Source organism: Lactiplantibacillus modestisalitolerans, from assembly GCF_005405425.1.
Classification (GTDB): domain Bacteria; phylum Bacillota; class Bacilli; order Lactobacillales; family Lactobacillaceae; genus Lactiplantibacillus; species Lactiplantibacillus modestisalitolerans.
In genome coordinates this window covers 110,036-124,115 of the sequence record NZ_BJEA01000011.1, presented here as the reverse complement: position 1 = coordinate 124,115, position 14,080 = coordinate 110,036, and the positions used below count along the sequence as shown (strand labels likewise).

The following is a 14,080-nucleotide window of genomic DNA, read 5'->3' as shown; positions in this document are numbered from 1 at the left end:
TTTGACAGCGCAAACGGCGGAAGATTGGATGCAAGAGGCGTTGCACGAGGCTAAAATGGCCTACCTAATTGGGGAAGTCCCGATTGGCGCGGTCATCGTGCACGATGGTGAAATTATTGGCCGCGGCCATAATTTACGGGAGCACGGGCAGGACGCAACCCTGCACGCGGAGGTCATTGCGATTCAGGAGGCCTGTGAAGCGTTGCATAGTTGGCGACTTGAAGATTGTCAGTTGTACGTCACGTTGGAACCGTGCTTAATGTGTAGTGGGGCGATTATTAACGCCCGGATTCCCGAAGTTTATTTTGGTGCCCGTGATCCTAAGGCGGGGGCGGTTCGGAGTCTGTACACGGTTATGGATGATGACCGACTGAACCACCAAGTGACGGTTCACGAGCGGGTGTTGGCTCGGCCAGCGGGAATGTTGCTCGAAAACTTCTTTAAAAACATTCGTAAACGGCAAAAGGCGGCCAAGAAGGCGCGCCGGGATGCAGCTCAAAAAAATTAAACCGATGGCTGGTAATTTAGACCTGAATCGTGTATGATAGTATTTGCCGCAAGGCCTTAAGGCAAGGGTGGATTTACGAATCGTGTCAGGTCCGGAAGGAAGCAGCACTAAGTTTGCTTCATCTTGTGCCTTAAGTTTTTATGAAATGTAACAGCTCTTAGCCATCTGGTTGAGAGCTTTTTATTTAAAAAATTATGAAATTAAGCAGCGATGGATAACGCTGAGCTTAGGACGGATGCGGTGACCAAAAGCCGCCAGTAAGAAAGGAAGATTCGCATGTATCGGGCATTATATCGGGTGTGGCGCCCACAACGGTTTGATGAGATTGTCGGCCAGCAAATGATCACCCAAACGCTAAAAAATGCCATCATGACCCACCAAACGAGTCATGCGTATTTATTTACTGGCCCGCGGGGGACCGGGAAGACTTCCGCTGCGAAGATTTTTGCGAAGGCGATTAACTGTCACCACTTGGTTGATGGCGAACCATGTAATCAATGTGACACTTGTCAGGCGATTACCAAGGGCCAATTAAACGACGTGATTGAAATTGATGCGGCTTCCAACAATGGGGTCGAAGAAATTCGGGATATTCGGGATAAGGCGAAGTATGCGCCTACCGAGGCGGACTATAAAGTCTACATTATTGACGAAGTCCACATGTTGTCGACGGGGGCGTTTAACGCACTTTTAAAAACGTTGGAAGAACCACCGGCCAACGTAATCTTTATTTTAGCGACGACCGAACCGCATAAGATTCCACTCACAATTATTTCGCGGACGCAACGTTTCGACTTTCGGCGGATTACCGCTAAGGATAGCTACGCACGCATGGAATATATCCTTAAACAAAAGGACGTGACCTACGATGAAAAGGCGCTACGGGTCATTGCCCAGGCGGCTGAAGGTGGGATGCGGGACGCGTTAAGTATTTTAGACCAAGTCATTTCTTTTGGGGATAACACCGTGACGCTCGACGACGCCTTAATGGTGACCGGTAGCGTGACTAAGAAGCTGATTGCCGACTACGTTGAGGAAGTGACCAACCACGTCACGAAACCCGCGCTGGAAACGATGCGGGAAATCTTACAAGAAGGTAAAGATGCTAACCGATTTATCGAAGATTTGATTAGTTATACGCGCGACGTGTTACTCTATCAACAGGCACCGGAAATGGTCGATAGCGTTGCAATGGGTGAAAATGACCAGCGTTTCAAGGACTTTGCGGATAGCATTGATGCCGAAGTGCTGTATCAAATGATAAAAACGTTGAACGATATTCAGCAGCAGATGCGATTTACGACCCATCCGGACGTGTACCTCGAAGTGCTGACGGTTAAGCTAGCGCAATTGGACGCGCAACCGCAAGCCCAAGCAACGGCGACGCCCGTCAGCGCGGATGATCCCACGGTTAAACAACTGGCGGCCAAGGTTGACCAGCTTCAAGGGGAGCTTAAAACGCTTCGTAACCAGGGTGGTGCAGCCTCGAAGACCGCGCCGGCGAAACCACGGGCGGCCAAACCGACCGTTAAGAAGGTTAACGTTAGCCAGATTTACCCAATTTTGGGGGCGGCGACGAAGAACGATTTACTGAAGGTTCGCGACGTTTGGACCGATTTAATGAACATTTTGAGCGTGACGCAACGGGCATTGATGCACGTCGCTCAGCCAGTAGCCGCGAGTGCGTCTGGGGTTGTGGTTGCGTTTGATTATGATTTTATTTATCAAAAGGCCATTGATGACCAAACCTTAATTGATGCACTGGGCAACGGCTTAGACCGATTAATGGGACAGGCGCCTAAAATTGTTTACGTGCCTAAGGATCAGTGGCCAGAGATTCGAAAAACTTACCTAGCGACCCACCAACCCGGTGGCACTCAGGCGGAGCCTGCAAAGCCGCAGTCAGCACCGGTCGTGGATCAAGCGAAGCAACTGTTCGGGGATTTAGTAGAAGTTAAACCAGATTAGGACATTTGAAAGGATGAAGACACATGATGCGTGGAATGGGAAATATGCAAAGCATGATGAAACAAATGAAAAAGATGCAGGCGCAAATGACGGCGGAACAAGAAGCCCTCAACGCCCAGCAATTTGAAGGGGTGGCGCCGGACGAAATGGTCAAGGTCACTTTTACGGGTGACAAGCAGATGCAAGACATCACGATTGACCCGAAAGCGGTCGATCCCGACGACGTTGACATGTTGCAAGACCTCGTCTTAGCGGCCGTTAACGACGCACTGACCAAGGTCGACGCCCAAACTAAGAGTACGATGGGTAAGTATACGCAAGGATTAAAGTAAATCGATAGAATGAGGTAAGCACATGCAGTATCCAGAACCAATTGCTAAGTTGATTGATAGTTATATGAAGCTACCCGGCATTGGTGGTAAGACTGCAACCCGGTTGGCGTTTTACACGATCGACATGGATGGTGACGACGTGACCGAGTTTGCTAAAGCGCTGGTTGCCGCCAAACGGGATCTCCATTTTTGTAGTATTTGTGGCAACATTACTGAAGATGACCCCTGCGTCGTTTGTCGCGATAAGTCCCGGGATCAAAGCACCGTCTTAGTGGTTGAAGAACCGAAAGACGTGATGGCCATGGAACGAGTCAAGGAATACCACGGCTTGTACCACGTGTTACACGGGGTGTTGTCGCCAGTTGACGGTAAGGGCCCGGAAGATATTAACATTGCCAGTTTGTTAAAACGGCTGCAGAAAAATGAAGCCATTAAGGAAGTTATCATCGCGACCAACGCCACGCCGGAAGGGGAAGCAACCGCGATGTACATTTCACGATTAGTGAAGCCCGCTGGGATTAAAGTGACGCGCTTAGCGCACGGATTGTCAGTTGGTAGTGATATTCAGTACGCGGACGAAATGACGTTATTTAAGGCCGTTGAAGGCCGGCAGGAGATGTAACGGGGGGATTGCGAATGCTTTTTAAACGTAGTGGCAAGATCAAGCACCCGAAAGACGTGTTCGACCAACAGTTACTTGATACACTGAACGCGGCTAAGCTCGATTGGGACCGGGCTAAGCAAAATGAACAGGCGATTTATGATAGTAATACGAGCGAATTAGTGACTAGAACGGCGCTCGCGCGGGCGAAGTACTTGTACTTATACCGTGAGGCTCGTCGGCGCCAGGTGCATGGTCAGACGATTCAGCCGTCGGTGATTGATTCGTAAGGATTAGTTTTGAATGCGGTAGCGTTGTTATCAACCTAAAATAAGCGAATGAGGCTAGTGAGCGATTGTGCTTACTGGCCTTTACTTTAAACTTTTATGTGCTGAGCGCTAACCAGGGATGTTTTTGAAACGTATGAAAATAGTAAGCTGTTCAAATAATCTGGTAGTTTGTTGATAAATTAAGCTGGGAAGCAATTTTATTTATAAACCACAATTGGTAGTGGCAATCCTGGTTTTTTTCTGCCGAAAAATACCGCCACTAGTGGTGGGTGCATTAGACATGCCACCCGCAATCAAGTACAATTAACACATATACGAAAAAAGTGAATTTAGATGGGATTGGGAATGTTGACAGGAAAATTAGTAACCTTTGAAGGGCCGGATGGCGCCGGAAAAACGTCAGCTTTGAACGCCATCGTGGCCAAATTAAAGCCGCGGTTGGGGGATCGGTTAGTTGTGACGCGTGAACCTGGTGGTAACCACATCTCAGAAGCGATTCGGACCATTATTTTAGATCGAAACAATACGATGATGGATGATCGGACCGAGGCATTGCTTTATGCAGCGGCGCGGCGCCAACACATTGTGCAAGAAATTTTACCCGCCTTAAAACAAAATCAACTCGTTTTATGTGACCGCTACATTGATAGTTCGGTGGCGTACCAGGGCGCAGGGCGTGAGATTGGGGAGCAGGCCGTTTACGACATGAACCAGTTTGCAACTCAGGGCTTAACGCCCGATTTAACCCTGTACTTTGACGTCGATGCGGCGGTTGGTTTAAAGCGAATTCAGACGCACCGTCAAAATGAAATTAATCGGTTAGATGTTGAAGCACTTAGTTTTCACCACAAAGTTCAGGCGGCCTATTTGCGACTCTTAGCAGCCAATCCAGAACGGATTAAGCGTGTGGATGCCAGTCAGCCACTTGAAGCCGTTGTGAGTGAGGCGCTTCAAATCATGACCGCCCAGTTACCAACTTATTTGACCACTGAAGGGAAGTCGTAACGATGAAATTAATTATTGCAATCGTTCAAGATAAGGATACCAATCGACTAAGTAGTCAATTTATTGAAGCGGACGTTCGGGCAACTAAGTTATCCACGACCGGTGGTTTTCTCCGCTCGGGGAACACGACGTTTATGATTGGGATTGAAGACGAACGGGTCGAGGAAGTTCTGAACATGATTAAGGAAACCAGTCACGCCCGGGATCAATTTATGACGCCGCCCGTTAATTTGGACGTGACGATGGATGGGGCTTCGGCCTATCCCGTGGAAGTTCAAGTTGGCGGTGCGACCGTCTTTGTATTACCAATCGAACAATTTCATCAATTTTAAGGGTGGTAAGTAATGGTAGCGGCCGAGACACTGTCGCAGACGTTGGTTGCGAAGCAACCGCGCTTATTGACAGCTTTTAAACATATTATTCAACAAAAGCACTTAGCGCATGCCTACCTGTTTACGGGAATGGAGGGCGCTGGTCAGGCCGAACTGGCGCAGTGGATCGCGCAACGGCTCTTTTGCCTCCACGTTGTTGACGGCGAGCCTGATGGGACCTGCGAGGAGTGCGTCAGAATTGCTAACGGTTCGCACCCGGACATTGTGACGGTGGCGCCGACTGGTAAAAGCATTCACGTTGAGCAAGTACGGTACTTGAAGGCGGAATTTTCCAAGAGTGCCGTCGAAGGAAACCGGAAACTTTTCATCATTTCGGATGCGGAAAAAATGACCGCCAGCGCAGCCAATAGTTTATTGAAGTTTATTGAAGAGCCGAGCGGTAATGTAACGGCGTTGCTCCTCACGACCAATAAGCAGTTGATGCTGCCGACGATCATCTCGCGAACTCAGGTGATTGAATTTCCACCGCTAAACGCACAGGCCCTGCAACAAACCTTTGAGGCGGCTGGAATTCCGTCCGCGCAGGCCCAAATGTTACGGGGACTGACGAATAGTGTGACGCAGGCCCAAGCGTTATTGGCGGATGATTGGCTCCCGCAAGCGGCCGAGGCGCTGTGGCGCTGGTTTGAACAAGTCGTGGCGGGGGAGGCCCGCAGTTTTGTGGCCGTGCAAGTCCATTTAGTTGGGTTGGCTAAGGAAACGAATCAGCAAGCGGTAATGCTCGATTTAGTTGCCGCGCTATTTCAAGATTTACTCCAGTTGCATTTTCAAGTGGATGCCGCCAACGAGTTGACGTTTGGTCAGTACCAACAGGCGCTGACGAAGCTAACGACCAATTTAAGTGCGCGGCAATTAATTGAGGCGACCGAGTTAGCTTTAACGGCTAAGCGCCAATTAGCTAGTAATATTAGTTTTCAAAATGTAATGGAAGGTCTAACGTTACAGTTATGGCCGATTTTTCAGATAAACGCTTAATAAAAGGAAAACGAGGGTGAGCGTGTGGATAAGCGTGATTTATATGATAGTTTTGGTGGTATGGAACAACAAATGCGGCAGATGCTCGATAAAATGGCCAAGTTACGTGCGGATATGACGACCGTGTTGGAAAAAAACGCGGAACTAGTCATTGAAAACGAACGGCTACGTGAGCACATGGTCGAATTAGAAAACGAATTGCCGAAAAAGCCCGTTGGCACAACGACGCTTTCAAAATCGCGCCAAAACCTAGAGAAGTTATACGACGAAGGGTTTCACGTTTGCAACCAGTTTTATGGTAAGCGGCGTGACGATGACGAATCCTGCGTTTTCTGCCTAGAAGTGATCTATGGTGAACGGGAACGGGCTTAGTAGTAGGGAGGAACACATGCAGACGCAACAAAGTTTTGCACCGCACGCGCAGACGGGGACGTTATACTTGGTCCCAACGCCAATTGGTAATTTACAGGACATGACTTACCGGGCGGTTGAGACGTTAAAAACCGTTGATTTAATTGCTGCGGAAGATACCCGGAATACACAGAAATTATTGAACCACTTTGAAATTACAACTAAACAAATTAGTTTTCATGAACATAATACCCAGGAACGCATTCCCCAATTATTAGCGGACTTGCAGGCGGGTCAATCGGTTGCGCAAGTGAGTGATGCTGGGATGCCGTCAATTAGTGATCCGGGTAAAGAATTGGTGGCAGCTTGCATTCAAGCTGACGTTCCCGTTGTGCCGTTACCGGGGGCTAATGCGGGGTTAACGGCGCTGATTGCGTCGGGATTGGTACCGCAACCGTTCTACTTTTACGGGTTCTTACCAAGAAAGAAACACGAGCAACGCGACGCCTTAGCTGCGTTGGCCCAACGGCCTGAAACGGTTATTTTATACGAATCACCGTTCCGGGTGGCGAAGACGCTGGCGGCGCTCGCCACGGTTTGTGAAGGAAGCCGACCAATTGTGGCTTGTCGTGAGCTAACGAAGCGCTACGAGGAGTTTGCGCGGGGCACTTTGACCGAGCTCGTTGCGTGGTCGCAAGATCATCAGCTAAAGGGTGAGTTCGTGTTACTGATTGGTGGTAATCCAAAGCCCGCTACGCCGGCGGAAGCCGACGAACTAGCGGAATTACCACTTAAAGCTCAGGTGGAGGCACTCGTGGCGGCTGGTCAGAAGCCGAATGCCGCGGTTAAGGTGATTGCGAAACGTCGGGGCTTGGCTCGCCAGGTGGTATACAACGCGTTTCATGAAATTGAATCGAATAATGAGGGAGAATAAATGACAACGATTGGGGAAAACGCAACGATTTATCGCGAACAACACCGGGTAACCTATTACGAATGTGATCAAACTGGGCGGGCGACGCTAGCGACGTTGATTAACATTGCGGTGTTGGCCTCGGAGGATCAGAGTGACGCGTTGGGTCTAACGACAGCTCACGTTCAAAGCTATGGCGTGGGCTGGGTCGTGACTCAGTACGCCATTGACGTCACCCGGATGCCCCGGCAGGACGAGACGGTCACGATTGCGGTTCGGGGTTCCGCGTATAATCCGTACTTTGCGTTTCGTGAATTTTGGATTCAGGATGAGCAGGGGGAGCAACTGGCTTACATCACAAGTATTTGGGTACTGATGAGTCAGGAAAAACGGAAAATCGTCAAGATTATTCCAGCGTTAGTAACACCGTATCATTCGGAAGCGGTTAAACGGATTCCACGCCTGCCGCGTCCAATTCACTTTGAAGCGGACACGCAGACGATTAGTAAGCCTTACCGGGTGCGGTTCTTCGATATTGATCCCAATCGGCACGTCAACAACGCCCACTACTTTGACTGGCTATTAGATACGCTGCCAGCGGCGTTCTTGTTACAACACGATCTCCAGCACGTGGACGTTCGCTACGAAAACGAGGTTCAGTATGGCCATACGGTGACGGCGCAGGTGAACCAGTTACCGGTAGCTGAAGACGGCACGGTTACGACGAGTCACGTGATTCAGGTTGGTGAGGAAAAGTGCTGTGAAGTCACGATTCGGTGGCAACCAACGACCCAACCGCAAGCTTAATTTGATTATTGAAACTGTCAGCCGTTCTACGGTTTGGCAGTTTTTTGTGTCCAATTAACTTTACGAAGTTAGTGGCTGAAATGCAGGTGTAACCGTGATTTTACCGCAAGTTTTAACCGCAAGTTGGGCTAGTTATGCTATCATTAAACTATCTTTGTAGGGGAGGAAACACTATGTCAATTCTAGTATTAGGGGGAGCCGGCTACATCGGATCTCACATGGTTGACCGGTTAGTTCAAAACGACCAGGACGTGGTCGTTGTTGATAATTTGGTCACGGGACACCGCGCAGCGATTAACGCGGCAGCTAAATTTTATCAGGGGGACGTTCGCGATAAGGACTTCATGAACCACGTATTTGATGAAGAACCAATTGAAGCGGTCGTGCACTTTGCGGCGTTCTCAGTTGTCCCAGAATCAATGGCTAAGCCCCTTAAATATTTTGATAATAACACGGGCGGAATGATTACGTTGCTCGAAGTGATGCAGGCCCACGATGTGAAGCGCATCGTCTTCTCATCAACGGCGGCAACCTACGGAACGCCTAAACAGATTCCAATCAAGGAAACCGATCCGCAAGAACCAATTAACCCGTACGGCGCAAGTAAGCTGATGATGGAACACATCATGCACTGGGCGGACGTGGCTTACGGCATTAAATTCGTTGCCTTACGTTACTTTAACGTTGCTGGTGCGAAGCCGGATGGGAGTATTGGTGAAGATCACGGCCCTGAAACCCATTTAGTCCCAATTATTTTGCAAGTAGCACAGGGTAAACGGGATGAACTGAAAATCTTTGGCGACGACTACAACACGCCGGATGGCACCAACGTACGTGATTACGTGCACGTCGTTGACTTAGCCGATGCCCACATTTTAGCGCTGAAGTACCTGGCAGCTGGCAATGAAAGTAACGCCTTTAACCTCGGTTCTTCAACGGGCTTTTCAAATAAACAGATGTTGACTGCAGCCCGGGAAGTAACTGGCGAACCAATTCCGGCAACCTTGGCGGCTCGGCGTCCGGGCGATCCCGATTCACTGGTTGCAGCTAGTGATAAGGCGCGGGAAATTTTGGGTTGGCAACCACACTATGACAACGTTAATGACATTATTAAAACGGCTTGGACTTGGACGCAAAAGCATCCTAACGGTTATGATGACCGCCACTAAGCCATGACTAAAAGGGCCCCGAAGCTAATTTGCTTCGGGGCCCTTAGTTGTGATTGTGATGTTGGCGTCCTAAATTTGAATCGTTACGACTTAGCGATTAAGTTGTTGATAATCACCGATGATTGCGAGTAACCGCTGAATGTCGGTTGTCTCAACGTCACCAATCGTCCCAATTCGGAAACTAGGAATCGTCGAAACCTTACCGGGGTAAATGACGAACCCGCGGGCTTTAATGAATTCGTAGAAGCCGGCAAAATCAAAGTTAGCACTCGGATAGGCGAAAGAAGTGATGATGGGACCCTGAATAGCTGGATCAATCACCAAGTCAAAGCCGAGACCTTGCATGCCGGTACTGAGGAGTTGCTGATTGGCGTGGTAACGTTGGTAGCGCGCGTCAACGCCCCCTTCGGCATTCAATTCGATTAAGGCTTGTGCAAAGGCGTGGACAACGTGGGTTGGGGACGTAAACCGCCACTTCCCTGGCTGCTTAGTCATTGCTTGCCACTGATCGTAAAGGTCAAGGCACAGTGAGCGAGCGTTTTCAGCCGTTTGTGCGAGCGTCGTCTTTTTCGCAATGATGTACGCGAAGCCGGGAACGCCCTGCACACATTTGTTGGCGCTACTAATGATGTAGTCACAGTCGAGGTCGTCAACGTTAATGGGAACGCCGCCCATGCTAGACATGGCATCAATAATGGTGATAATACCGCGCTCACGCATCATAGGCATTAAGGCTTCAATCGGGTTAAGCACACCGGTCGTCGTTTCGCTATGGATGGTAGCAAAGTGCGTTACTTCGGGATGTTCTGCGAGGGCTGCGGCAATCCGTTGGGGATCAACCGCTTCGTCTTCATTGAACACCACGTCGACGTGGGGAATTTGGTAATATTCGGCAATCTCGCTGATTCGGTGGCCATAAGCGCCATTAATGGCGATCATTAGTACAGCCCCTTCACGGGGAACGGCGGTACCAACGGTTGCTTCGACCCCGTAACTACCGCTACCTTGTAGTAGGACGGTGGTATACGTTTCGGGATTGGCTTGCGCCATCGTTAAAATTTGAGAACGAATGGTTTCAGTAACACTACGGTAATCACTATCCCAAGTGCAGTAATCGATTTGCATGGCTTCTTTAACGGTTGGGGTAGTACTAAGTGGACCTGGTGTTAATAGTAAATAAGGTTGTTTCATAGTTAATTGTTGTGGTGCCCCAAAGGCGTAGAGACTGACTTTTGGGACACACTTCCTTTCTTAGTTTAAAGTGGTAAGACGACTGGTCGTCGGGTGAACTAGTAGGACGTTGCAAGAAAGCGTGGCCGATACCTTGGTTAAGGCGCCGGTGCACCCAGCAGCTGTGAGGGGTGCACCGCTACTTATTTTGACGGCTTATCAATACGGCAACGGACGTCCAAAGTCTTCCAGCACACTTACAATAAAGCCCCGCACTGGTAGCTTGGATCAGCTCACAGTGCGGGGCCATGAAGTGGTCAGCTAGCTTAATAAATTAATCGTTAGCAACCGGTTGATTTATGCTGTCGATTAGGGCAGGGAGTTCAGCCATTGATTCTAAGATGTAGTCCGCGCCAACCTTTTGGTAAGCTTGGGCAACCTGGGTCCGTAATGCAGCCCGGTCACTTTCTGAAAGACTGTTGAATTCTGCTTCGGATAAGCCCATCAGGTTGCTACCATCAATAATTCCAACGGTAATCGCGTCGGCATTTTGACCTTCTAGGATGTCGTTAACTGAGTCGCCAACTTTCATAACGGTTGCGGCGTCCGTTACTTCTAACTGGTCACAAGCCAATTCCAGCATTGCAGCCGCTGGTCGACCGATACCGTTGGTTTGATCAGAAGTAATGTTTACAGCTGGAAGGTATCCTTGCTTAACGGCAATCGGTAAAACGATGGATAACATTTCCGAATCATAACCGGTGGTCGTCCCGTAGGCAATCTGATGGTCATCAAGATAGTCGATCACCGAAGTCATGCCGGGCTTTAACTTAGCAAAGTTCGTTAATGAAGCGAGAAGGATGGCTTTGAAATCGCGATAAATCCGATCACAGTCATCACTCGTTGGTAAAACTTGGAACCGAGCTTGCCAGTCGTTTTGAACGGCGGGAAGGCTAATGATTTTTTGAATATGGTTATATTTATCCAGTCCCATATCCTGACGAATCTCAGCTTCCGTAATGGCGATCCCAACGTTTTCGAACGCTTTTTGGAAAGCGACGATGGGGGCCCGACTACCGTAATCGATGGTCGTACCGGCCCAGTCAAAAATTACTGCTTGAATACTCATATTGTTGGCTCCTTTAAAATTAGTTCGTTTGTTTCAAATAGTGCCCCCGCAGTTTCATGGAAATAAGTTCGAGAATGATTGCAACCCCGAGTAGGAGGTAAACGATCAAGCCAACTTCGTGGAAGTTAAAGTAGAAACTTCCCGCCATGAAGAGGAAGTAGCCGATATCGTCGGCCCCAGCCGCCGCTCCAACGGCAACCGCATTGGCAAAGTTAATTTCAAAGCGAATGAAGGTCCAGCTTAGTAAGGCCGGAACAATTGACGGTAAAATCGCCTGAAAGACAATCGGCCAAAAACCAACGCCGCTGGCCTTTAAAGCTTCAATTGTGTCTTGGGGCGTTTCTTCAATACTTTCCGAGTACGCCTTAACGAGGTAGGCGACACTATGGAAAGTTAACCCGACAACGGCCGCACTAGCCCCTAGGCCCATTACTACGGAATAAATTAAGACCCATAGAATGGTTGGAATCGCACGGATAAACGCCATGACTGCTTTAATGCTTGTTGCGAGCCAAGCGGGTGATAAGTTCCGGGCTGCGCCAACGGCGATAAAGAAAGCAATTAGGGCACCTAATAAAGTCGTCAATAGTGCTAGCGAAACACTCGTTACTAACGCGCGCAGGAGTAATTGCCATGAATCCTGGCCGACACTAGGATGTAGGAACATCGCACTTAAGTTAACGCCGAGACTATGGAACGCTTCGGCAAGGTTGAGGTTCGCGTTATTGAGCGTTGCTAATGAGTAAATCGTGATCAGCAAGAGGCCTAATAAGACGCCCCGTAGGATTTTACGGGGGCGGGTGACAAGTGACACCCGTTTAGGCTGTGGTGCTGATGGTTGAATGATGTTTGGTTTTGGTTGACTATTTTCCATCATGCAATGGCCCTCCGAATTTGGGTTGACGTTAATTCTAGAACAATGACTAAGACGGCAATCAACAGTACGATTAGGCCGGCTGCGTCATAGCGGAAACTCTTGAAATAAAAGTCAAAGAGGAAGCCGACCCCGGTCCCCGTTAGTAAGCCAACGAGGGTCGCGTCTCGTAAGTTGTTTTCAATCATGTAAAGAACCCAACTGGTCATTGTACTAGCAGCTTCGGGAAGAATCCCACAGAAGACGCATTGGAAATAGTTAGCCCCAACGGCTTGGAGCGCTTGTAACTTTTCAGCATCGAGATCTTCAATGGTTTCCGTAAATGCACGGGTTAAATAACCCAGGGTCATAAAGAAGAGGGCTAGAAAGCCAGTGAAGTCACTTTGCTTAAATGAAAAGAGTAGGATCATGGCCCAAGCCACGACTGGAATATTCCGTAGTAGGGACGCACCAAACCGAACGATTAACCGAACAGCTTCGTTTGGCGTGGTGGTTTTAGCCCCTAAGATGGCAAAAACCAGCGAAAACAAACTAGCAACCACGGTGGAAGAAATTGATACGAGCAAGGTCCGCCATAACTGATAAAGAATCTGTCCTAAAGAGGAAATTGAGCGTTCAGTCGGAATAAAATTGTGAAACAACCAAATCAAACCAGCTGGAATTTTGGTAATCGAATTCCAAGTTTGAAAGTTAACCAGTGCCATTGACGTGAAGTAGATTCCTAACAAAATTACTAATACGGTAAATAACCGTAAGCGCCGTTGACGGAAAAATTGTTGCGGTGAATGGTAATTAGTTTTCATTAGCACTCACCACCGATTCAGAGGTGTCAGTTTGGCGATAGATGTTTTGCAAGACGGTATCGTCGACATCGCTGGTTGGCCCAGTAAAGACGATTTTACCGCTGTTAATCCCAACAACGTGGTCGGCATACTCCATGGCAATGTCAACCTGGTGCAAGTTGATTAAAATAATGAGTTGTTTTTCACGAGCCAGTTGACGCAAAATATCCATCACGATTTTGGTTGATTTAGGATCTAGGGATGCGATGGGTTCGTCACAGAGAATCATTTTGGGATGTTGCATGAGCGCCCGGGCAATTCCGACACGTTGTTGCTGACCACCGCTTAGTTGGTCGCAGCGCTGATAGGCGTAATCTTGCAAGCCGACTTCCTTAAGCAGTTCTAAGGCTTCGGTTTTTTCCGCATCACTATAAAGACCGAGCATTCCCGCAATCGTTGACTTAGCACCTAAACGACCGTGAAGGACGTTTTCAAGGGCAGTTAGCGGACTGATCAAGTTATAGTTTTGGAAAATCATCCCAATGTGGTGACGAATTTTACGTAGTTCGGCTTTGTTAGCTTGGCGAATATCTTGGTCATCAAGTAGAATCTGACCGCTATCATCTCGAATAAGCTGATTGATACTCCGAAGAATCGTTGTTTTCCCAGCACCTGAAGGCCCAATAATTGCCGTTACTTCTCCCGGCTGAGCCGTAAAGTCAACGGATTGGAGCGAGTGCTTATCTGAACCGTAAGTTTTATCTAGTTGAATGACCTTGAGCATAGCAATTCCTTTCTTAAATCCCTAAATGGA

The 14,080-nt window shown here is 48.7% G+C and carries 17 protein-coding genes and 1 other RNA gene; 13 read left to right on the top strand and 5 right to left on the bottom strand.

Annotated features, from left to right (window positions below; all coding sequences use genetic code 11):
- Nucleotide 1: 1 nt before the first annotated feature.
- The 13 genes from tadA to galE all read left to right on the top strand — a co-directional run bounded on the left by tadA (nucleotide 2) and on the right by galE (nucleotide 9,311).
- Nucleotides 2-508: a tRNA adenosine(34) deaminase TadA gene (tadA, locus tag FFM79_RS07550; protein WP_137642865.1), complete on the top strand. Its 507-nt coding sequence runs from the start codon at nucleotides 2-4 to the stop codon at nucleotides 506-508.
- Nucleotides 509-561: 53 nt separating this feature from the next.
- Nucleotides 562-648, top strand: an RNA gene (gene ffs / locus FFM79_RS07545) — signal recognition particle sRNA small type.
- Between the two features lie 136 nt (nucleotides 649-784).
- Nucleotides 785-2,476, top strand: a complete 1,692-nt coding sequence (gene dnaX, locus FFM79_RS07540) for a DNA polymerase III subunit gamma/tau (RefSeq protein ID WP_137642864.1) — start codon at nucleotides 785-787, stop codon at nucleotides 2,474-2,476.
- A gap of 23 nt (nucleotides 2,477-2,499) precedes the next feature.
- On the top strand, nucleotides 2,500-2,808 hold the full coding sequence (locus FFM79_RS07535; RefSeq protein WP_137642863.1) for a YbaB/EbfC family nucleoid-associated protein: 309 nt from the start codon (nucleotides 2,500-2,502) through the stop codon (nucleotides 2,806-2,808).
- Between the two features lie 22 nt (nucleotides 2,809-2,830).
- Nucleotides 2,831-3,430 carry a recombination mediator RecR gene (gene recR, locus FFM79_RS07530; protein ID WP_137642862.1) on the top strand — a complete coding sequence of 200 codons (600 nt, stop codon included), beginning with the start codon at nucleotides 2,831-2,833 and terminating at the stop codon, nucleotides 3,428-3,430.
- 14 nt (nucleotides 3,431-3,444) lie between these two features.
- A complete protein-coding gene (locus tag FFM79_RS07525) occupies nucleotides 3,445-3,699 on the top strand; it encodes a YaaL family protein (RefSeq protein WP_137642861.1) in 255 nt (84 codons plus the stop codon).
- Between the two features lie 345 nt (nucleotides 3,700-4,044).
- Nucleotides 4,045-4,704 (top strand): dTMP kinase, encoded by a 660-nt coding sequence (gene tmk, locus FFM79_RS07520; protein ID WP_137642860.1) that lies wholly within the window; start codon nucleotides 4,045-4,047, stop codon nucleotides 4,702-4,704.
- Nucleotides 4,705-4,706: 2 nt separating this feature from the next.
- Complete coding sequence (gene darA, locus FFM79_RS07515; protein WP_137642859.1) at nucleotides 4,707-5,036, top strand: cyclic di-AMP receptor DarA; 330 nt, start codon at nucleotides 4,707-4,709, stop codon at nucleotides 5,034-5,036.
- Nucleotides 5,037-5,048: 12 nt separating this feature from the next.
- Complete coding sequence (holB, locus tag FFM79_RS07510) at nucleotides 5,049-6,071, top strand: DNA polymerase III subunit delta' (RefSeq protein ID WP_137642858.1); 1,023 nt, start codon at nucleotides 5,049-5,051, stop codon at nucleotides 6,069-6,071.
- Nucleotides 6,072-6,095: 24 nt separating this feature from the next.
- On the top strand, nucleotides 6,096-6,443 hold the full coding sequence (locus FFM79_RS07505) for a DNA replication initiation control protein YabA (RefSeq protein ID WP_137642857.1): 348 nt from the start codon (nucleotides 6,096-6,098) through the stop codon (nucleotides 6,441-6,443).
- A 16-nt stretch (nucleotides 6,444-6,459) separates the two neighbouring features.
- Nucleotides 6,460-7,356 carry a 16S rRNA (cytidine(1402)-2'-O)-methyltransferase gene (gene rsmI, locus FFM79_RS07500; RefSeq protein WP_137642856.1) on the top strand — a complete coding sequence of 299 codons (897 nt, stop codon included), beginning with the start codon at nucleotides 6,460-6,462 and terminating at the stop codon, nucleotides 7,354-7,356.
- Nucleotides 7,357-8,142: an acyl-[acyl-carrier-protein] thioesterase gene (locus FFM79_RS07495; protein WP_137642855.1), complete on the top strand. Its 786-nt coding sequence runs from the start codon at nucleotides 7,357-7,359 to the stop codon at nucleotides 8,140-8,142.
- Nucleotides 8,143-8,315: 173 nt separating this feature from the next.
- Complete coding sequence (gene galE, locus FFM79_RS07490) at nucleotides 8,316-9,311, top strand: UDP-glucose 4-epimerase GalE (protein ID WP_137642854.1); 996 nt, start codon at nucleotides 8,316-8,318, stop codon at nucleotides 9,309-9,311.
- A 90-nt stretch (nucleotides 9,312-9,401) separates the two neighbouring features.
- Here the strand turns inward: galE and phnW are convergent, their stop codons facing one another.
- The 5 genes from phnW to phnC all read right to left on the bottom strand — a co-directional run bounded on the left by phnW (nucleotide 9,402) and on the right by phnC (nucleotide 14,050).
- The gene (gene phnW, locus FFM79_RS07485; RefSeq protein WP_137642853.1) at nucleotides 9,402-10,502 is read right to left on the bottom strand and encodes a 2-aminoethylphosphonate--pyruvate transaminase; all 1,101 of its coding nucleotides are present in this window, start codon (nucleotides 10,500-10,502) and stop codon (nucleotides 9,402-9,404) included.
- A gap of 313 nt (nucleotides 10,503-10,815) precedes the next feature.
- On the bottom strand, nucleotides 10,816-11,610 hold the full coding sequence (gene phnX, locus FFM79_RS07480; protein WP_137642852.1) for a phosphonoacetaldehyde hydrolase: 795 nt from the start codon (nucleotides 11,608-11,610) through the stop codon (nucleotides 10,816-10,818).
- 19 nt (nucleotides 11,611-11,629) lie between these two features.
- Nucleotides 11,630-12,487: a PhnE/PtxC family ABC transporter permease gene (locus FFM79_RS07475; RefSeq protein ID WP_137642851.1), complete on the bottom strand. Its 858-nt coding sequence runs from the start codon at nucleotides 12,485-12,487 to the stop codon at nucleotides 11,630-11,632.
- A complete protein-coding gene (gene phnE, locus FFM79_RS07470; protein WP_137642850.1) occupies nucleotides 12,484-13,287 on the bottom strand; it encodes a phosphonate ABC transporter, permease protein PhnE in 804 nt (267 codons plus the stop codon). Before phnE ends, FFM79_RS07475 begins: the two co-directional genes overlap by 4 nt.
- On the bottom strand, nucleotides 13,277-14,050 hold the full coding sequence (gene phnC / locus FFM79_RS07465) for a phosphonate ABC transporter ATP-binding protein (RefSeq protein ID WP_137642849.1): 774 nt from the start codon (nucleotides 14,048-14,050) through the stop codon (nucleotides 13,277-13,279). The genes phnE and phnC overlap by 11 nt, the downstream gene beginning before the upstream one ends.
- Nucleotides 14,051-14,080 lie beyond the last annotated feature (30 nt).

What these genes read in the sequence shown, in the direction of transcription:
- recR (WP_137642862.1), top strand. Translation starts at nt 2,831, where the DNA reads ATGCAGTATCCAGAACCAATTGCTAAGTTGATTGATAGTTATATGAAG.
- darA (WP_137642859.1), top strand. Translation starts at nt 4,707, where the DNA reads ATGAAATTAATTATTGCAATCGTTCAAGATAAGGATACCAATCGACTA.
- holB (WP_137642858.1), top strand. Translation starts at nt 5,049, where the DNA reads ATGGTAGCGGCCGAGACACTGTCGCAGACGTTGGTTGCGAAGCAACCG.
- rsmI (WP_137642856.1), top strand. Translation starts at nt 6,460, where the DNA reads ATGCAGACGCAACAAAGTTTTGCACCGCACGCGCAGACGGGGACGTTA.
- phnX (WP_137642852.1), bottom strand. Translation starts at nt 11,610, where the DNA reads ATGAGTATTCAAGCAGTAATTTTTGACTGGGCCGGTACGACCATCGAT.
- dnaX (WP_137642864.1), top strand. Translation starts at nt 785, where the DNA reads ATGTATCGGGCATTATATCGGGTGTGGCGCCCACAACGGTTTGATGAG.
- phnW (WP_137642853.1), bottom strand. Translation starts at nt 10,502, where the DNA reads ATGAAACAACCTTATTTACTATTAACACCAGGTCCACTTAGTACTACC.
- FFM79_RS07525 (WP_137642861.1), top strand. Translation starts at nt 3,445, where the DNA reads ATGCTTTTTAAACGTAGTGGCAAGATCAAGCACCCGAAAGACGTGTTC.
- FFM79_RS07475 (WP_137642851.1), bottom strand. Translation starts at nt 12,487, where the DNA reads ATGATGGAAAATAGTCAACCAAAACCAAACATCATTCAACCATCAGCA.
- phnE (WP_137642850.1), bottom strand. Translation starts at nt 13,287, where the DNA reads ATGAAAACTAATTACCATTCACCGCAACAATTTTTCCGTCAACGGCGC.
- phnC (WP_137642849.1), bottom strand. Translation starts at nt 14,050, where the DNA reads ATGCTCAAGGTCATTCAACTAGATAAAACTTACGGTTCAGATAAGCAC.
- FFM79_RS07495 (WP_137642855.1), top strand. Translation starts at nt 7,357, where the DNA reads ATGACAACGATTGGGGAAAACGCAACGATTTATCGCGAACAACACCGG.
- FFM79_RS07535 (WP_137642863.1), top strand. Translation starts at nt 2,500, where the DNA reads ATGATGCGTGGAATGGGAAATATGCAAAGCATGATGAAACAAATGAAA.
- tmk (WP_137642860.1), top strand. Translation starts at nt 4,045, where the DNA reads ATGTTGACAGGAAAATTAGTAACCTTTGAAGGGCCGGATGGCGCCGGA.
- galE (WP_137642854.1), top strand. Translation starts at nt 8,316, where the DNA reads ATGTCAATTCTAGTATTAGGGGGAGCCGGCTACATCGGATCTCACATG.